This is a genomic window from Wolbachia endosymbiont (group B) of Longitarsus flavicornis (assembly GCF_964028135.1).
Lineage (GTDB): Bacteria > Pseudomonadota > Alphaproteobacteria > Rickettsiales > Anaplasmataceae > Wolbachia.
On record NZ_OZ034758.1, the window covers coordinates 421,564 to 440,862 of the forward strand.

General features: G+C 33.1%; 20 protein-coding genes. 12 read left to right on the plus strand and 8 right to left on the minus strand.

What is annotated here, in order from left to right; translation table 11 throughout:
- Positions 1–96: 96 nt before the first annotated feature.
- Positions 97–366 carry a hypothetical protein gene (locus ABWU45_RS02015; protein WP_010402566.1) on the minus strand — a complete coding sequence of 90 codons (270 nt, stop codon included), beginning with the start codon at positions 364–366 and terminating at the stop codon, positions 97–99.
- Between the two features lie 208 nt (positions 367–574).
- Between ABWU45_RS02015 and ABWU45_RS02020 the strand changes: the two genes are divergently transcribed.
- From ABWU45_RS02020 to ABWU45_RS02045, 6 genes are read left to right on the plus strand one after another with little or no spacing between them, the layout of a single operon-like run.
- A complete protein-coding gene (locus ABWU45_RS02020) occupies positions 575–1,300 on the plus strand; it encodes a F0F1 ATP synthase subunit A (protein WP_353278791.1) in 726 nt (241 codons plus the stop codon).
- 59 nt (positions 1,301–1,359) lie between these two features.
- Complete coding sequence (locus tag ABWU45_RS02025; protein WP_006014985.1) at positions 1,360–1,587, plus strand: F0F1 ATP synthase subunit C; 228 nt, start codon at positions 1,360–1,362, stop codon at positions 1,585–1,587.
- A gap of 3 nt (positions 1,588–1,590) precedes the next feature.
- Positions 1,591–2,070 carry an ATP synthase F0 subunit B gene (locus ABWU45_RS02030; RefSeq protein WP_007302046.1) on the plus strand — a complete coding sequence of 160 codons (480 nt, stop codon included), beginning with the start codon at positions 1,591–1,593 and terminating at the stop codon, positions 2,068–2,070.
- A gap of 7 nt (positions 2,071–2,077) precedes the next feature.
- Positions 2,078–2,554: a hypothetical protein gene (locus ABWU45_RS02035; RefSeq protein WP_353278793.1), complete on the plus strand. Its 477-nt coding sequence runs from the start codon at positions 2,078–2,080 to the stop codon at positions 2,552–2,554.
- A gap of 5 nt (positions 2,555–2,559) precedes the next feature.
- Complete coding sequence (locus tag ABWU45_RS02040; protein WP_353278794.1) at positions 2,560–4,149, plus strand: glycosyltransferase family 2 protein; 1,590 nt, start codon at positions 2,560–2,562, stop codon at positions 4,147–4,149.
- Positions 4,131–5,120 carry a COX15/CtaA family protein gene (locus tag ABWU45_RS02045; RefSeq protein WP_265042051.1) on the plus strand — a complete coding sequence of 330 codons (990 nt, stop codon included), beginning with the start codon at positions 4,131–4,133 and terminating at the stop codon, positions 5,118–5,120. Before ABWU45_RS02040 ends, ABWU45_RS02045 begins: the two co-directional genes overlap by 19 nt.
- Here the strand turns inward: ABWU45_RS02045 and ABWU45_RS02050 are convergent.
- Both ABWU45_RS02050 and ABWU45_RS02055 read right to left on the minus strand, forming a co-directional pair.
- Positions 5,103–7,082 (minus strand): acetyl-CoA carboxylase biotin carboxylase subunit, encoded by a 1,980-nt coding sequence (locus tag ABWU45_RS02050; protein ID WP_353278796.1) that lies wholly within the window; start codon positions 7,080–7,082, stop codon positions 5,103–5,105. The two genes, ABWU45_RS02045 and ABWU45_RS02050, sit on opposite strands and share 18 nt — an antisense overlap.
- 61 nt (positions 7,083–7,143) lie before the next feature.
- Complete coding sequence (locus ABWU45_RS02055; protein ID WP_353278798.1) at positions 7,144–7,821, minus strand: ankyrin repeat domain-containing protein; 678 nt, start codon at positions 7,819–7,821, stop codon at positions 7,144–7,146.
- Between the two features lie 151 nt (positions 7,822–7,972).
- On the opposite strand from ABWU45_RS02055, the gene gltX reads away from it, so the two are divergent.
- Entirely contained in the window at positions 7,973–9,325 is a 1,353-nt protein-coding gene (gene gltX / locus ABWU45_RS02060) for a glutamate--tRNA ligase (protein WP_353278800.1), read from the plus strand.
- 857 nt (positions 9,326–10,182) lie between these two features.
- Here the strand turns inward: gltX and ABWU45_RS02065 are convergent.
- Positions 10,183–10,638, minus strand: coding sequence for an Hsp20/alpha crystallin family protein (locus tag ABWU45_RS02065; RefSeq protein WP_353278802.1), 456 nt, complete (start codon positions 10,636–10,638; stop codon positions 10,183–10,185).
- A 372-nt stretch (positions 10,639–11,010) separates the two neighbouring features.
- Between ABWU45_RS02065 and ABWU45_RS02070 the strand changes: the two genes are divergently transcribed.
- Positions 11,011–11,718 carry a pyridoxine 5'-phosphate synthase gene (locus tag ABWU45_RS02070; RefSeq protein WP_010402508.1) on the plus strand — a complete coding sequence of 236 codons (708 nt, stop codon included), beginning with the start codon at positions 11,011–11,013 and terminating at the stop codon, positions 11,716–11,718.
- A 1-nt stretch (position 11,719) separates the two neighbouring features.
- On the opposite strand, the gene ABWU45_RS02075 is transcribed toward ABWU45_RS02070, so the two are convergent.
- From ABWU45_RS02075 to rplM, 3 genes are all read right to left on the minus strand, one after another.
- Positions 11,720–12,022 (minus strand): HU family DNA-binding protein, encoded by a 303-nt coding sequence (locus ABWU45_RS02075; RefSeq protein WP_353278804.1) that lies wholly within the window; start codon positions 12,020–12,022, stop codon positions 11,720–11,722.
- 145 nt (positions 12,023–12,167) lie between these two features.
- Positions 12,168–12,569, minus strand: coding sequence for a 30S ribosomal protein S9 (rpsI, locus tag ABWU45_RS02080; RefSeq protein WP_410541955.1), 402 nt, complete (start codon positions 12,567–12,569; stop codon positions 12,168–12,170).
- Between the two features lie 47 nt (positions 12,570–12,616).
- Positions 12,617–13,075: a 50S ribosomal protein L13 gene (gene rplM, locus ABWU45_RS02085; RefSeq protein WP_006014941.1), complete on the minus strand. Its 459-nt coding sequence runs from the start codon at positions 13,073–13,075 to the stop codon at positions 12,617–12,619.
- Between the two features lie 119 nt (positions 13,076–13,194).
- On the opposite strand from rplM, the gene ABWU45_RS02090 reads away from it, so the two are divergent.
- The 4 genes from ABWU45_RS02090 to ABWU45_RS02105 all read left to right on the plus strand — a co-directional run bounded on the left by ABWU45_RS02090 (position 13,195) and on the right by ABWU45_RS02105 (position 17,202).
- Entirely contained in the window at positions 13,195–14,430 is a 1,236-nt protein-coding gene (locus ABWU45_RS02090; RefSeq protein WP_353278808.1) for a TolC family protein, read from the plus strand.
- A gap of 10 nt (positions 14,431–14,440) precedes the next feature.
- On the plus strand, positions 14,441–14,986 hold the full coding sequence (locus ABWU45_RS02095; RefSeq protein ID WP_264682966.1) for a PopZ family protein: 546 nt from the start codon (positions 14,441–14,443) through the stop codon (positions 14,984–14,986).
- A 75-nt stretch (positions 14,987–15,061) separates the two neighbouring features.
- The gene (locus tag ABWU45_RS02100) at positions 15,062–15,640 is read left to right on the plus strand and encodes an RlmE family RNA methyltransferase (RefSeq protein WP_064085440.1); all 579 of its coding nucleotides are present in this window, start codon (positions 15,062–15,064) and stop codon (positions 15,638–15,640) included.
- Positions 15,641–15,816: 176 nt separating this feature from the next.
- Positions 15,817–17,202: an ankyrin repeat domain-containing protein gene (locus tag ABWU45_RS02105; protein WP_353278810.1), complete on the plus strand. Its 1,386-nt coding sequence runs from the start codon at positions 15,817–15,819 to the stop codon at positions 17,200–17,202.
- Between the two features lie 508 nt (positions 17,203–17,710).
- Here ABWU45_RS02105 and ABWU45_RS02110 read toward each other — a convergent pair.
- Positions 17,711–19,288, minus strand: coding sequence for a lysine--tRNA ligase (locus ABWU45_RS02110; protein ID WP_353278811.1), 1,578 nt, complete (start codon positions 19,286–19,288; stop codon positions 17,711–17,713).
- Positions 19,289–19,299: the final 11 nt, after the last annotated feature.

A 19,299-nucleotide genomic window follows, 5' to 3' on the forward strand; every position in this document is an offset into this window, starting at 1 on the left:
ACAAAAATTCATTGTAATGTAAAATGTGATGTTTTTAAAGTTTGTTGTAATAAGTGGCTTCTATATTGCAAGAAACAACAGAGAAGCCTACTCTTTCTACAAAGAAAGAATTTTCTTTATGTCACCTTTGCAGTCCATTTCCATGCAGAGTTGAATGTTCATATTGTGATCATCTATATGGAAATTATAAATGTAAGCATCACCAGTGAAATTTCCTATAACATCATGGCTTTCATTTAGCATTTCACCTGCCATATGGAAAAGACCAGTGTCTGAGTTAGAAGAATAATCTGTAAACTTGATGTACCCGTTACCACATTCCTGTTCTAAATTTAAAGGTGGATTAGTAAAATCTATTTCGTTCATAATTGCCTCATATTAAAACTAAATTATAGTTAAAATAAGATGTTAAGTCAAGAATTTAGAATAAGATTGGTAGCTGACTATAATTTGCATTTTAATTGTATATTTTGTTAATATGTTAATAATACAGAGCTCCTTATATTAATTCTTGACTTTATTCTATAAAATTTATACTTTATTTACTGCTGCAGTTTAAGTATACAGGGTCAAAATGGCGTTAAATCCGCTAGAACAATTTAAAGTATATACAATAATAGAACTACCAAAATTATTTGGGTATGACATAAACTTTACCAACTCATCTCTTTTTATGATGATCTTGGTGGTATTAATGATACTGTTTTTGCTCCTTGGAATAAGAAAAGGTGCAGTAATACCAGGATATTTGCAAGCTGCAGTTGAATATGTATATGATTTTGTTGTTTCAATAATAGAAAGTAACACTGGAAGCAAAGGTTTGGAGCACATTCCTTTGATATTTACAGTATTTATTTTCATTTTATCGTGTAATTTAGTTGGTGTTCTTCCTTATAGTTTCACAGTTACAAGTCATGTGATAGTTACCTTCGCTTTATCAATGGTGGTTTTTACTTATATAACGATTGTTGGGTTTAAAGAAAGAGGAGTAGAATTTTTACGCATATTGCTACCAAAAGGAACTCCTTCGTGGCTTGCACCTATAATCATCATTATTAAATTATTTGCTTATTTAGTAAGACCGATTAGTTTATCAATAAGGCTTGCAGCAAATATGATTGCAGGTCATACAATCATCAAAGTGATAGCAGGATTCGTCATAAATATGAACATATTTTTTACACCTGCACCTTTTTTGTTTATAATTGCACTAATAGGATTTGAAGTATTTGTTGCAGTTTTGCAAGCTTATATATTTACTATATTAACATGTGTATATTTGTCAGATGCAGTAAAGTAATTGACTTCCTTGCAGAATATTTTACAATTATATTATAAAGAAATAGTTAAAGGTAATATATGGATTTAGTGGCTTTAAAATTTATAGCAATTGGTTTGGCTGTATTTGGAATGCTCGGTGCTGGTTTAGGTATAGCTAATATCTTCTCTGCTATGTTAAATGGGATTGCGAGAAATCCTGAGTCAGAAGGTAAAATGAAAAGTTACGTTTATATTGGTGCTGCCATGGTTGAAATCATGGGGTTGCTTGCGTTTGTACTTGCAATGTTATTAATATTTGCTGCTTAACAGATGCCACAGCTTGATGTTTCAACTTTCTCTTCTCAAATTTTTTGGTTTTTAATTTTTTTCTCTTCACTTTTTTTTGTAGTGAGTTGTTTGTTTTTACCGAAGTTAGATGAAATAATAAGCACTAGAAGTAAAGAAGTGTTAGATTCATTTAATAGTTCTATTCACCTTTTAAGACTTACAGAAGAGCAAATTGCCAAGTATAATGCAGCTTTAAATCAAGCTAGAGTACGGGCAAAAAAAATCATAGATGATGCATTTGCTCAAGTAGAAGAAATGAGAGCGAATGTTAAGGATATATTGGAAGAGGAAGACAAGAAGATGATTAAACTTGTTGAAGAAAAGGTAGTACAATTTAAATCTAAGTATATTAGTGAATTAAAACAAATGGCTACTAGTATTGCTTTAATTTACTATACTAAGTTAACTAATTCTGAGATTGAAGAGGAATTTGTTGCTGATTTGGTATCCAAAGAATTTTAGGGTTTTTATGTCTACATTACTAGTTATAAGCCTTGCTTTTTTAGTAGGTTTTATCCTCTCATATAAATTGCTAAGGAAGGTAATAAAAAACGCGCTTAACAATAAACGTAACAAAAGCAAGTTTTCAAGTGAAGAAACTGAAAAATTCAGAAAAGATATGTTGGAGTATTACAAAAAATCTTCTGAAAAATACAAAAGATTAGATGCAGAAGTTAACAAAATGATGAATGAAGCACTTGATAAGGCTAATAGTATTATTAAGCATAATAGACAGCAACTCGATCAAACGTTAGATGAAAATGCCCATTCTAATTTGAAGAAAGTTACTGACCAAGTTGAAAAAGCTCTTGGGGATTTACAAGCTAACACAGCGAGTATAGCTGCTGATGCTGTAAAAAAAATAATGCATGAACGTAAAGATGATAAGCGTAGTAGTGAGGTTATATCTTCGTTTTCACGTGACTTGAGCAAAAAGTTGCATTAAGTTTAATGCCTGTACTTCAAACTGATAATGTAGAAAAAATTAAATTTGATTCTAGTTTATGCAAAGAACAAGAGAAACTTTTCTACTATAGGTTTAATATAATTCCTTGGCAAAAATTAAATGATACTACTTTTTTTATGGTTGAAGACATAAGCCAAGATATCAATCTTTGGGTCGAATCTCATTACGGTATTGAATATGTATTGATAAAAGTAGATAGCAAACAGATTTTAAATCTTCTTAACTCACACTTTGGTATTTCAGAATTCGCAAGTAACTACTTATATTATAAGAATCCTAATTTTTCAGCTAAAAGCATTAGGCTCAGTTCAATCTTTTTTTCCTCTTTCTTTGTTATGATTTCGACTTTAACACTGACAAAAAAATATGCATATTTTGCTTTGGTGTTGATATTTATAATCGGATGTTCTAGTTCTTTATTCAAATTTGTAACTAAAATTTTTGGCTTGCGTAAAATTTCTAACCAAAAAGCAGATTATGATAAGATGAATGAACCTATATATACTATTTTATTGCCTGCTTTTAAAGAGAATGCGGTTATAAAGCAATTGATTAAGAGCATTGAAAGTTTGGATTATCCAAAATCAAAATTAGATGTAAAGCTTGTGATAGAGAGCGATGATCAAGAAATGTTGGCAGCTATAGAAAAATGCACTTTACCACAGTATTTTGAAGTAATAAAAGTGCCTCATTCTCTGCCTAGAACAAAAGCTAAGTCATGCAATTATGCTATGAGCTTTGCTAGAGGAAAGTATGTGGTAATATATGATGCAGATGACAAGCCAGATCCGTTGCAGTTAAAAAAAGCACTAATTGAATTTAATAAAGGCGACGAAAAGTTGGCTTGTGTACAGGCGAAATTAAATTACTATAACTTTGGTTGCAATTTTCTTACAAAATTCTTTTCTCTCGAGTATATGAACTGGTTTCAATATTTTTTGCCTGGATTTCAAAAAATGAACATGCCAATACCTTTGGGTGGTAGCAGTAACCATTTTTCAGTGGAAATTTTAAAGAAAGTGCTTTTTTGGGATGCTTACAATGTCACTGAAGACGCTGACCTTGGTTTGAGACTTGCGCAAATGGGATATAAAACCAGGATTATTGATTCAGAAACATTGGAAGAATCACCAACTACTGTGTTTGCTTGGATCAAACAAAGAGCACGCTGGATTAAAGGTTATATGCAAACTTATATCGTTCATTTAAAAAATATAAAATTACTTTTTAAGCACACTGGGCTTAAGGGAGTTTTGCTATTAAACCTTTTTGTTGGTTTCTCAGCTTTTATATTTTTCATGACTCCTTTTTTGTTACTTTCATTGGTGCTGACTCAAATTTTGAATGAATTATTCTTATATTATTTTATAATAGTATACGGTATTAACTTGATTTTTTTGATAATAGCTATCAGACAACAAAAAATGCCTTTTTATTTTTATATAGTATCAATATTTTTTCCCGTCTATAGTCTACTACATAGCGTTGCAGCTTTTCTCGCTTTGTGGGAATTTGTTATTCACCCTCAGCAATGGAATAAAACTCAGCATGGATTATGGAAGCAAAACCTGTAGCTATTTGGCTTTTTCTCTGCTCTCTCATGGTGATTTGCATGGTGGGAATTGGTGGATTTACCAGACTTTCAAAAGCAGGATTGTCAATCACGGAATGGAAACCAATTACCGGAACATTGCCACCGCTGAGTGAACAAGACTGGCTAAAAGAAAAATCAAAATATGAAGCTACACCTGAATATAAAGCATTTAATTATGGTATGAGTATGGAAGAGTTTCGCACCATATACTTAATAGAATATGTGCACAGGTTAATTGCAAGGCTGACAGGTTTAGTTTTTATCTTACCATTTATATACTTTACACTAAAAAAAAGAATACCTAAAAATGCAGTAATAAGGTTATCTACAGCACTATTATTTGGAATTTTACAAGCTTTTGCTGGTTGGTATATGGTAAAAAGCGGTTTGGTAGTCAATCCTCATGTTAGTCACTATAAGCTTGCACTTCACTTACTGCTTGCGTTGGTTATCTTTGCATTATTGTCGTATCAATTTTTTGATTACCAAATCAAACCAAGGCAAACTAAACTTAAGGTTAGTACATGTTACATATGGATAATTTTAATCCTAGTGACAGTACAAATAATCTTCGGTGCATTTGTTGCAGGGCTAAATGCTGGTTTAATTTATAATACCTTTCCACTGATGGATGGACAAATTGTTCCAGAAGATTTATTTTACTTACAGCCTGCTTGGCTAAATATCTTTGAAAATAGAGTAACAGTGCAATTCATACACCGGGCATTGGCATTGCTGATATTAGTTCTGACAGCAATACTCACAATAAAAAATGCCAGTGTAAAACCAGTATATATTATGCTACTCTCCGTCATTATTCAGGTAATTTTAGGAGTAGTCACTTTGTTGCTGCATATACCAATGGCCATTGCCATAGCCCATCAAATGTTTTCATTTATCTTATTTGGGTCAGGTTTATACTGCTTGCGTTATTTAAGAAATCAGATCTAATACCAAATCACCAGCATGTACATTTTTTCCCTCTGTAACAGGGATATTTTTTATCACCATTTCTGATTCAGCACATATGATATTTTCCATTTTCATTGCCTCTACAACAAATAGAGGTTGTCCTACCTCTACCTGATCTCCAGCATTGACGTGTAATTTAACCAATAAACCGGATATTGGAGATTTTACAGCGTCTACTGAAATCCCTTCTGTTTTGTTGTTTAGCATTAATTTGCTTAGTTCAGCTACATGAGGTTTCAATACACAACATTTAGCTTTCATACCTGCGTGTCTTATAAAGTATTTGCTGCCTTGCCTTTCTATTTTAAGTGCTATATTGGTATCATCATTAATTGTGATATATAGTAATCTGTAACTTGATTTCCACTTACCCACCACGGAGTATTTATTGTGGTTATATACTGTTGTTAATGTGTTATCTTGATACTTTGCATTTACGGAGTACTCATTGTCATCTATTTTCACTATGAATGCTTCGTCTGTTGACTTACTGTAATACTTTCCCTCATTTTCTAAGTGAACATACAGTGCAGTAAAGATAAATATTTTAATATATTCTTCTGTAATAAGATCGCCTTGAAACCCACCAGGATAATGATTTGGAATGAATCTTGTGTGGAGCTTTGCTGCAATAAAATTTGGATTATGGAAGATGGATTCTAGAAATTCTATATTATTTGTTACTCCTTCTATATAACATTCAGACAATGCTTTTTGCATTCTGCTGATTGCTTCTATTCTATCTTTTCCATAGGTTATAATTTTTGCAATCATTGAGTCGTAGAACATGCTGATTTCTGAACCGCTAGCTACTCCATCATCTATTCTTACATGACCATTTTCATCTGGTTTGTCGTAATATTTGATTCTTCCGCTGGAAGGAAAAAATTTCTTTGATGGGTCTTCAGCACAAATTCTACTTTCTATTGCAGAACCAGTAAGTTTAATATCATCCTGATTGAATCTCAATTTTTCTCCACAGGAAGTTCTAATCATTTCTTTTACTATGTCTATTCCAGTTATAAATTCTGTTACTGGATGCTCAACTTGTAATCTCGTATTTACCTCAAGAAAATAGAAGTTTTGGTCTTTATCTACAACAAACTCGACAGTACCTGCTGAAAAATAACCAACTTGCTTTGCCAAAGAAACACATTGGGCATACATTTTTTGTCTTACTTCTTCACTAATAAATGGACTTGGAGTTTCTTCCATTATTTTCTGGTTATTCCTTTGTATCGAGCATTCCCTCTCTCCAAGACACACTATATTGCCATATTTATCTGCTATGATTTGTATTTCAATGTGTCTTGGCAGCTCTATATATTTCTCTATAAAAATACTGCCATCTTTAAAACTTTTCTCTGCTTCATTTGTTGCTGATGTAAATGCTAGTTCAATTTCTTTTTTGGAATATACAATTCGCATTCCTTTGCCACCACCACCTGATGCAGCTTTGAGCATAACGGGAAAACCAATCTCTTCAGCAACGATGGCTGCGTGGGCAGCATCTTCGATCTTACCCATATATCCTGGCACTACATTTACTCCAGCTTTTCTTGCCTCTTCTTTTGCTGTTATTTTATTGGCTGTAACTTCTATTGTTTCTGCACTTGGACCAATGAAATCTATGTTATGTTTTTCCAGAGCACGGGGAAAATCTGGATTTTCTGCTAAAAACCCATAGCCAGGATGAACCGCTTCAGCACCTGTTTCAACTGCCACCTCGCATATTTTTTCAATATTTAAATAACTCAGGCAAGAAGGTGAAGGACCAATGTACTTCGACTCATCTGCTTGCCTTACATGCACAGAATTTACATCTGCATCTGAATATACGCATACACAAGATATACCCATCTTGCGCGCAGTTTTGATTATCCTGCAAGCAATCTCTCCTCTATTTGCTATTAAAATTTTACTATACTTCTTTCTTATCATCTTATCAGTATACTTTCTTAAGTTAAGAAAGTAAATTTCTATATTATTCCTTGCAAGTACTTCATGTTGGGGCTAAACCACCCTCTAAAAGTTGCATAACATTAGGATCTGTCACTATAGTACTTTCGTTATAGAGGCCATATACCTCGTTACATGCCTTAAATAACAGATATGAAGACCCTCCAGAAGCTATTGTCGCTATTGAAGCCAACGCAAGAGACTGAGAAACCGAAAATAGAAGATACAAAGATACACACATAGCGATAGCACACACTATAGCCCCTGCTATATATAAGCATAGATGAAACTTCTTATTACATATAAAGCCACATTTTATATCTGCAATTTGCTTAACTTCTTTCCGCTCTGCAGGGTCCAAGAAATAAAGGGGTGATACTGCCTTCTTCCCTTCATCCTTAATATAGCTTTTATCGAGGAGTGCTTCCTTAATATATTTCTTGTTATTCTTAAATTCCTTTTCTAATCTTTTTACTTTTTCCCAATCTTTAGCTTCTTTTGCTTTCTTGACTTTGCTCTCAGTATCTTTTTCTAAATACTTTATGATCCCCTGTAACGCAGATAATAGAAACCCTTTACTTGCTGCTATATGAAATGGGTTTCCATTTTCATCAATTCTATTCTTAGCTACACAAGCAACTCTTTTCTTGCAAGCTTCAATAAATTTATTTTCATCCTCTTTTGTTACAACTCCTCTTGCAATTTCAAATAAATTATCCATATATACACCTCACTGCATTCACTAATATTAAATTATACAATGCAGTTTGTTAAAAATAAATGTAAATTGATCTTTCAAATTTACTATAGTTCCACGTTGTTGCAAGTACAAATTTTAGTTATCATCGGTTACGTTATCACAATAGACAAATATGCCAGGTATAGTCACTAGATTCGCTCCATCACCAACAGGATTTTTACATATTGGAGGAGCTCGTACTGCGTTATTTAATTGGCTCTATGCGCAGCGTCATGGTGGGGAGTTTTTGCTAAGGATTGAAGATACTGACAGAAAACGTTCAACACAGGAAGCAATTGATGCAATAATAGATGGGCTAAAATGGCTTGGAATAAACTATGATGGAGAAATAATATACCAATCGAGAAGAATAGCTAGACATATTGAAGTTGCAAATCTTTTAGTTGAAAAGGGTAGGGCGTATCATTGTTACTGCCCCGAGAATGAAGTTGCGGAGAAGAAAATAAGAGCAAGGGAAGAAGGAAAAATATATAAGCATAAGTGTACTCATTCGACATCAAGCGCAAACCCTGTTGTCCGTTTCAAAGTGCCAGACTCAGAAGATATTGTTGTTGACGATAAAATATACGGCCAAGTTACAATAAGTAGCGATCAGCTTGATGACATAGTAATCTTGCGCTCTGACAATACTCCAACATATATTTTTGCTGTAGTGGTTGATGACCATGATGCTGGAATAACCGATATTATACGTGGCTCTGATCATCTCACTAATACCTTCAAACAATTACTGATATATCAGGCTCTTGATTTTGATGTTCCACGCTTTGCACATGTACCGCTAATTCATGGAGAAGACGGGAATAAGCTATCTAAAAGGCATGGGGCTACAAGTGTTTGCGATTATGAAAAGATGGGAATATTGCCACAGGCAATGCGTAATTACTTGCTAAGACTTGGCTGGAGTCATGGCAACGATGAGATTATTAGCGATGAGCAAGCAATAGAGTGGTTTAATTTAGAAAGCATCGGTCGCTCACCTGCACGGCTCGATTTCAAAAAACTGGAGCATTTGAATAACCACTATATTAGTAATATGAGCAATGAAGATATTCTGACTCTAATGCTTAGAGAAAATACTCTAACTGACAAAAAAAAGGGCTATTTACTGCAGGGACTGACAGAGCTGAAAAAAAGAGCAAACTATCTGACCGAATTATTGGATTTAGCAAAATTTTATATTCAAGTTGATTTTAGTGAAGAAGCTCAGCAAATTGTCAAATCTAACCTCGATGTAATTAAGTTACTTGCATCATTTCTTTCGAGTGTAGGTAGTGAAGATTGGAATAAGAATTTTTTATCTTCTCAGATTAAGGAATTTTCAAAATTACATAATATAAAAATGAGCGATATATACCACTCATTACGCGCCCCAATAACTGGAATAATGGATGCGCCTGGAATCATCGATATCATGGTAATTCTTGGTAAAGATGAGTGTATAAAAAGATTGCGAGCAGTTTAAATAAAAAATTACTTGACAGACTCTGGTGGCTTCATTATAGTGGAGAATGAAGATTTTTTAGGATCCAAAATCTATCTTCACCTGCAGGTTTTTTCACCAAATAATCAAATTTCAGCAAAAAATATATAAGTTTATTTTTGCTAGCTCTTTATTCATATAGGAGGGTTTATGTCTAGAATTCCTGATACTTGACTTTTATTTTTAAGTTAAAAAAACAATTGGCGCCTATGGTTTTCACATTAAATCATTTTAAATTGTTAAAGTTAATACGGGCTTTTTTTGCCTTTTTTTATTGGTATTTTTTTCATATTTTATTATATCATTATACTGTGGTACCATATAGACTTCAGTTTCATGATAAGGGGAGCAGGCTCCGTCTCAGCTATGGAATTAAAAAATGACTATGCATAAGATCTAATGGTGTGTCTAATCTATAGATAATTTTTTGTATTGCTAAGTTAATATTTTGCATATCTGTTCAGCAAAGTGGCAAAAAAGACAAGTAAATGAGTATCATGAAAGTAGCTTACACGTAGCTGTAGGAATATTCATTTTTTAAGGTAAATTACACAGCAAATATTGTCATTCAAGTAGCTGACACTGTAATTCCAGCTTCTATAATGTCATGCCAGTGCTCGACACTGGCATCGAGCAAAATTTATCACAAACAAGACAACATTTTCAATTAAAAAATCAGTGTCTGGGTGCTAAGATGACACCTTCATAAGGGAGCCAGCATCAGCTACTTTCATGACATTCATTTAGTTGTCTTTTCTCGTTTACCTTATTTTGCCACTCTGCTGAACAGATATTAAAATAGCAAGCCTCAAGGTCAGAAGCCTGCTATTACTTACTGGTTACTTTACATCAATTTTCTTGGTGTATTTCTCTGACTTAGGTATGGTTACATGCAATACCCCATCTAAAAAGTTGGCAGATACCTTATCTTGCTCTACATTTGTTGGAAGTTGAATAGATCTATAGAAAGAACCATAGTACCTTTCTTTATGGTAAAACTGCTTATCTTTTGATTCATTATTACATGTTTTTTCACCCTTCACTATTAAGTTATCGCCAGATATACTAATGTCTATGCTTTCTTTAGGAATACCTGGTAACTCTAATGATAGGCAATAGCTTTCCTTTGTTTCATAAAAATCACAAACTGGTAGTAGACTACTGCCTCTTTTGGAAAGCTCTGGGTTCCATCCTGTAAAAAAGCTATCAAATATGTCATCAACGGCTCTTTGTAACCCTCTTACACTAAAATTATCACGATTATTGTTTTTATTTAAATGAACTATATTACTCATGTTGTACCTCCTTTTACTAATACATGAACTACATAATCACTCCACTTATTAATTTCAATCCTAAATCTAAAATTTTTTAGATGCGAAAAATTTTCCCCGTTTACTATAACTTGATTATGAGAAAAAATCTTATTTGGATTACCACGAGTAGTTCTATAAACTAGATTAACTGTAAAAAAGGGCAAGTGTATGCAAATTTATTACTTCTCTTTCCACTTCCACAATCAAACAATTTTGAATGTTTCTTATTTGACTTGTCAACAATGAGAATTGGTATAACTGCTAGCTCCGTCTTTCAGCTATGGCATTAAACAATGACATGCATAAGATCTAATAATATGTATAATTTATAAATAATTCTTGAGGTAAATTGTGAAATTGGGAGTTAATATTGATCACGTTGCAACCCTTCGCAACGCACGTGGAGCTTCTTATCCAGATCCATTAAAAGCAGCAAAAATAGCTATTGATGCTGGAGCAGATTTTATCACCGTACACTTACGAGAAGACAGAAGGCATATCAGAGATGAGGATGTATTCAATCTAAAACAAAACATTAGCACTGAGTTAAATCTTGAAATCGCAGCTACGGAAGAAATGCTCAAAATAGCAAAAGAAGTAAAACCCTATTCGATTTGTATAGTACCAGAAAAAAGAGAAGAATTAACAACCGAAGGTGGCCTGAATATCGTGAATATGCACAGTAAACTTTCTGGTATAATAGAGGAAATGCATAGCTTTGACATAAAAGTCTCACTGTTTATCGATCCAAATATTAATCAACTAAAATATCTTGAGAAGCTAGAAAGAAAGCCTGACATAATAGAAATTCACACAGGGGATTACTGTGATAATCCATCAGAAGAAAAATTAAAACTTATTACTAACTCTGCAGAATACATTAATAAGCTAGGAATAGAATGCCACGCAGGGCATGGCATAAATTATAAACATGCTAAAAGAATAAAAGAGATACCTCACATCTCAGCTCTTAATATAGGCCATTCTTTAATCAGCGAGGCTATATTTCATGGCTTACATAGTGTAACTAAAAAGATGAAAATGACAATATCTAAGTAGCTTATACTTTCTCTTTGGTATTTAAAGTACTTGAAAGAGCTTGACTTGCTTTAAACCTTACTCTTTTCTTTTCAGGAACGGTCATAATCTCACCATTTTGAGGATTACGGCATTGTCTTTCCTTACTTATAGCAGTAGAGAATGTCCCTATTCCATGTAAACGTATTTCACCTTTAAGATTTAGATCGTTCTTGATTATTTCCATAAAAATATCATAAAACTTACCCAAACTAGCTTTTGTTATATCTATACCTTGACTAGAGCACTCTTGACTCAGTTGGTTTACTATATCTTCTTTACTCATAAATTACCTTAATATTGAAAAATTACATAAACAGCATATTATGCTAATGCCAATAGTCAACTAAATTCGTCATAAAAAGAGAAAATGTCATAAACCCTTGTAAGAACTTGTATAATATTTACAAAAAAATACCATTATGAAACAATTATCTCTTAGAAAACTGACATTTTTTCCGAGCTTTATGTTGACCATATTTCTTACGCTCAACAACACGTGAATCTCTAGTTAGGAATCCACCCTTACGTAATATAGAGTGTAGATCTTGACTTATACTACTTAAAGCTCTGCTTATTCCATGAGCTAAGGCACCTGCTTGGCCAGATAGTCCTCCACCTTTTACAGTTGCAAACACATCATACCTATCTAACATAGAAGTTACTATGAATGGCGCTTTAATCATTTGACACACTGATTCTCTTTTAAAATAAGAAATTAAATCATCTTTTTTATTAACACTAAATTTTCCACTTCCTAGCTTTATCCATACTCTTGCTACAGATTCTTTCCTTCGACCTGTAGCATATGAACGACCAAGTGAGTCAATCATTGCCTTTTTTGGCTGATCATTATTATTTATTTTCACTTTTTACTCCATTATTTCTTATTTTTACGATTTAAAGAGGCAAAATCTATTTTTTCAGGTTGCTGTCCTTGATGCTTATGTTCTGAACCAGAATAAACATACAAATTTTCAAACCGTCTACGTGCCATAGGACCATCATCAAGCATTCTTTTTACTGCCATTTTTATCACACGCTCAGGGAATTTGCCATTTAAAATATTATCTGGAGTAGTTTTCTTTAAACCACCAGAATAACCTGTATGCCTATAGTAGATTTTATCTTTAAGTTTCTTTCCGGTAAAATGTACCTTTTCTGCATTAACAATAATTACATTATCTCCACAATCCATATGAGGTGTGTATTCAGGCTTATGCTTTCCACGCAATAGCGCTGCTACAAACGCTGCAAGCCTTCCTACTACTAATCCTTCTGCATCTATAACAAGCCATTTTTTATCGACTTGTTTCTCTTTTAAGAAAAAAGTTTTCATATATCAATACATAACAGTAGATTATGATACACTGAGTTGCTTGATAGTGTCAACAACATTAGTTATTGATTATTAAAGTAATTTATGCTAATAACTTAAACAACATGCTAGAAAGCAAAATGTTTCGATTGATTATTATACTTATAATTGCTTTTGGTACTATAGGTTGCTATGCAATCGATTTGGAAGAAGCCATAAGCAAAGCTATCAAAAACAGCTCAAAAATAAAGTCTCAGTTTTACCAATATAAGAGTGCTGAAAAACAGCTGAAATCTTCTGGATTGGCTGGATTTTTACCTGACATTAATTTACAATATAATTTCGATAGTAATTTTAATATTATTAAGGATCGACAAAACTCTGGAAAGCGTCTAACATTAAGCCAAAGAATAATAGACGGTGGGGGCACTTTTGCTACATTTAGCCGATCAAGTCATCTTCTTAAAGCAGCAAAAATTAGATTTCAGCAGTCAAAGCAAGAAGTTGCACTCAGCGCTGTGAAAGCATATGTTAATGTTTTACAAAAGGCAGAAATATTAAAACTGAGAGAACATAAAGAGCGTGTTTCTTTAGAGCATTTGTCAGCTATGAAAAAACGCTTTTCCCTTGGAGAAGTTACTAATGCTGAAGTTTTGCTAGCAAAAGCAAAATTTTCGTCTTCTATATCCGAAAGAGTTGATGCTGAAGGTAAATTAAAATTGGCAAATATTGCTTATTATCATTTGATTGGCGAAGATGCTGATGAACTTTCTGAAGCTAATGATAAATTACCTTCTGTTCCAGAGCTAAATGAATGTTTACAATTAGCAAAAACTAATAACTTGTCCCTAAAAGCAGCAGTTTATCAAAAAAGAGCAGCCGGAATGGAAGTGATCGCTGAAACTTCCAAGTGGCTTCCTTCTTTGAATCTAAGCGCAAGTAAAAATTTTGGAGAGGACAATATAAAATTGGACACGTTACTAGAAAATGTGAATGTTGTCTTTACTCTTGATATTCCGATCTTTAAAAGAGGAGTTAATGTTTTTGGTGTTAGTAGAGCTAAAATGGATGCAAAAAAATCTACCTACGATTATTATGAAACGGTAAAAAATATAGAAGAAGCAGTTGTAAATGCTTGGAATAACGTGCTGACAGCAAAAGCTATTATTAAAGCAAGTCAAGAAGCGGAAAAAGCAGCAGCTTTAGCATTGGAAGGAGTTAAGCAAGAGGTAAACTTAAGTTTAAAGAGTACATCTGACCTTTTGGACACTGAAGATGCATTATTTAAAGCACGCTCCGATCTGGTTGGAGCAAAAAGCAATTATGTAATTAGTGTTTACAACTTGCTTTTTATGATAAATAGTATAAACCTTTAAATTTAATGGTATGAGCGATAATCAATCTGTAAAAGATATCCTAGAAGATATAAAAAAAGCTATATCGGGTAAAAATCCAAGTGGCGATAGAGCAGAAATAATAGATGAAGATGATGACGTATTATGCCTTGAAGAGGAATACCTAGAAGAAATTGAAAAAGATGTTGATGATAAAAAGGAAAATAGTGAAGAAGAGAACGATTGCCAAAGTGAGAAAATAGCTTTTAACAATAATCAATCTAACAGCCATAGTTACAACTCAGAAGAGAAAAATTTGTATGATAATATCCAAATGAGTAATAACAAAGTGAGCTATCAAGAACAAAGTAACGAGCATTTAGTTTTAAAAGAAAATATGGAGGAAATTAAAACATTGCTTGAAAAGATGCAAAGCGAACTACGGCATAAACAACAAAAAAGAGCGGATCTTACTGTTGAAGAATTAGTTGTATCTCTTTTAAAACCTCAGCTTTCAGAGTGGCTGAATAAGTATCTACATGCATTGGTAAAAGAAGTAGTTGAAAAAGAGCTCAAAGATATAATCAATAATAAGTAGGTTATTAGTATAAAGACCAGAGTAAAAACAGCTAGAGGTAGAAAGTTATCTTCAACAAGATGGCTACATCGCCATTTGAATGATCAGTATGTGCAAAAAACCAATAAGGACGGTTATAGATCGCGCTCGGCATATAAGTTAATAGAAATAGACGATAAATTTAAACTACTCCAACAAGGGCAAAAAATTATTGATCTTGGCGCTTTTCCTGGTGGATGGTCACAAGTTGCATCTAAGAAAGGAGCGAGTGTGATTGCTGTTGACATAAAACCAATAAACGCAATTAGTGGAGTAGAGTGTATACAGTGTGATATTATCAGCGAACTTGAAATTTTAAGAGAAAAATTCAAGGATCACAAATTTGATGTAATTTTATCTGATATGGCACCAGAATCTTGCGGTTTAAAATCGTTAGATCATATCAGAATTATGCTTTTATGCGAAGCAGCGCTCAATTTTGCAAAGCATTTTTTGAATCATGATGGCAAGTTCGTAGTAAAAATTTTTCAAGGAGAGTCTGATAAAGATTTCTGCAATGAGCTAAAAAAAATGTTTAAAACAGTAAGATACTTCAAACCAAAGTCAAGTAGATCTGAATCTACAGAAATGTATTTGGTCAGCTTAGGCTTTATTGGTAGCAACTCTTCTATATAGAAGATACTTACAGAAACGTTGACGAATCTTATCCTATTAAACTGAAGATTAATAACGCTCGCACAAAAGCCCCTTTTTCTTGCTTGAGTGTTTATGATAGTTAATTAAATTCTTGACTTTATTACTTAAGTATATAATAATTAAAGTATATTATTATTTTTATAGGAGAGTTTGATATGTATTTAGAATTGTTGCAACAGATATTAAGTATAGTAAATCGTGCAAATGATTTGAATGGTAATAACATAGTTGAAAAAATAAAAGGGCAAATAAAAGAAAGAGGCTTATCTACTTATGAAGAATGGGGAAGGGAAAATTTTGATATAAATTATAAATTTAGTAATAATAATTATTATTATGGCAAAGAAGAATTAATATTATTACATATAGGATCTCTAGATAATCAAAAAAATGTAGTAAACGCTCTATTAGCAGCACAAGGTATAGATGTTAATTTGCAAAATCAATCTCAAGAAACTTCTTTACATTTGGCTATTGAAAAAGGTAACGAAAATATAGTAAAAGCTCTATTAGCAGCACAAGGTATAGATGTTAATTTGAAAAATCGATCTCAAGCAACTCCTTTACATTTGGCTATTAAAGAAGGTAACGAAAATATAGTAAAAGCTCTATTAGAAGTAAAAGGTATATATGTTAATTTGCAAGATAACGATAAAAAAACTCCTTTACATTTGGCTATTGAAAAAGGTAACGAAAATATAGTAAACGCTCTATTAGCAGCACAAGGTATATATGTTAATTTGCAAGATAACGATAAAAAAACTCCTTTACATTTGGCTATTGAAAAAGGTAATGAAAAAATAGTAAAAGCTCTATTAAAAGTAAAAGGTATAGATGTTAATTTGCAAGATAACGATAAAAAAACTCCTTTACATTTGGCTATTGAAAAAGGTAACGAAAATATAGTAAACGCTCTATTAGCAGCACAAGGTATAGATGTTAATTTGCGAGATAAAAGTGAAAGAACTCCTTTATATCTTGCTGCTGAGAAAGGCAAAATTGAGATAGTAAAGGCTATATTAGATAAGAACCTTAGTAGTATTAATCTTCCAAATAAATGTGGACACACTCCTTTGTACATTGCTGCTTGGGAATATCATCACAAGATAGTAATAGCTCTATTAGACAAAGGTGCTGATCCTTTATTAGATAATCGTGATAACAAAACTCTAGATAAAGAACTTACTGAAAAAGCAATTATGATAGCAATAATCTTGGATGTTGGTATATTTATTATTACATCTATTGTAGCTGCTATAGTAGTTACTTCTGCATATTTTATTGGTGTGTCATTATCAGTAGGTGCTATGGCTGGGATAGCTGTGGCTGCTGCTGTACTCACAGGACTTGTTGCTGGTGGCATTATATATGAAGTGTTGAAGCCTTGTGATGAGTTAAAGGAGGCTATTGCAAAAGCAATATCAAAGCATAGTGCAGTGGAGGATAGTAAGCCTGATTGTAGTCTAGAAAATCCTGGAACACGCTTACTGGCATCAGTAAAAGGTTTTATAAATAAGGCAAAAAGTTTTTGCGTTATTTAAGGAAGAAGTCTCTTCTTCCTTTTTTTCCAATTTTTTATTTAGCAAGGTATCTAGATACCTTGCTTAACACCAAAACAGAATTAAGGTTTAAACATCCTAGGTGTATTAACATTCATTTTGAAGACAGCAAATGGTGTCATCCCAGCGCCCTCTTTCTTGTTATTCCAGTACTGGGATTCAGAAAACTGACCAGGTTGGTCACGCGCTGGCTCTCTAAAATTACTTTAGTTGTAAATATTAAGAAATTTACTAAATAAAAAAAGACAAAAGAATCCCCGTATAGCGAGTTTTAATAATGTAAATTGATAATGTGCTAACAAGCGCGATTTGGCTGAATGTAGAAAAAATAAAAAAAGCTGCTATAATTTTATGTAATTTGCCAATAAACATCTGAATTTTGTCATTGAGCCCAAAAACAAGGATAAATACTCTTATTGATATAATAAGGGAAAGTGGGAAGGTTTGTCAAGTAATAAAACTAGAGAGCTCAAATGGAAGAAGGTAAACTCTAAAGTGTACGTTCAGTAGCACTTTCTATAAGAGAGATTGTATTATCTATCCCATAAAGCTTTATAAAAGATCCCATTCTAGGACCGGTTTTTTGGCCAAGCAGTGTTTCATATAGCAACTGAAACCAATCGCGTAAGTTATTGTAATTATGTTTTTTTCCGATGGAGAAAACCTGAGATTGAATCTCTTCAGCAGTGGCTGTAATAGGCAGGGAATGTAGGTTGTTCTTTAAATCTAGTAACGCTTCTTTCTCTTTTTCGTTTGAAGCTTTATACGCTTTTGTTGGCTTGATAAAGTCGTGATAATACCTAACTGCAAAATCCGAAAGCCTATCTAGCATTTTGTTGCTTTCTGGTGTAACGTTTGGTGCATAAGTTGATATAAAACCCCAAAGAATCTCTTTATTTTCAGCATTACAAGCTGCTGCCAGGTTTAAAAGTAACGAAAAATTTATGCCTGAAGTTTCTACGTTTGGAACTTTACCCTGGTGGATGTGCCATACAGGGCTATTTACATCCTTTTCTTCACTCTCATTGTAACGCTTAGCAAACTCTAAATATTCATCAGTTGATTTTGGTATCACATCAAAATATAAACGTTTAGCTTTTTTAGGACTCTGAAAGATGTATAACGCTAAACTCTCTGTGGGTGCATAAGTTAGCCACTCCTCAATTGAAATACCATTTCCTTTTGATTTTGATATCTTCTTTCCTTCTTTATCAAGAAATAACTCATAGCAAAACAAAAGCGGTGGCTTTTCTCCAAGTATTTTACATATTTGACTTGAAAGCACAGCAGATGGAGTCAAATCCTTTCCATGAGCTTCGTAATTAACTCCGAATGCAGCCCACCTCATCCCCCAATCAGGTTTCCATTGCAGTTTACATTTTCCTTTTGTCACTGGAACTTCTATTTTTTCCCCGTTTGGGTCTTCATATGTGATTGTTCCTTTATCTGTATTTGTTTCAATTACTGGAACTTGTAAAACTTGGGAAGTTTTTGGGCATATCGGCAAGAATGGACTGTAAGTCTGCTGCCTTTCTTCCCGAAATGATGGAAGCATTACGTCCATCACTTTATCATAATTTTTCAGCAGGAGTAAAAGTTTTTCATCGTAAACGCCAGATTTATAACACTCTGTTGCACTCCTAAATTCGTATTCAAATCCAAACAAATCAAGAAATTTACACAACAACGAATTCATGTGATGACCATAACTCTCATGAGTGCCAAATGGGTCAGGTATCATGGTTAATGGCTTATTCAGATTCTCTCTTAGCATTTCCTGATTTGGTACATTATCTGGTATTTTTCGCAAACCATCCATATCGTCGGAAACTGCAATGATTTTGGTTTTTATACTAGGAGCTATTTTTTTTAGAGCGTTTGCAATAACTGTGGTACGAAACACTTCCCCAAAAGTACCAATATGTGGTAAACCCGAGGGACCATAACCAGTCTCAAATATTATCTCTTTTTTATTAGGGAATTCTTGTAGTATTTTTTCTGCTTCTTGAAATGGCCAGCTTATAATCATTGAATTTAAATTAATTATCTTACCTAAAGTGCTATTCATTTCAATAGATT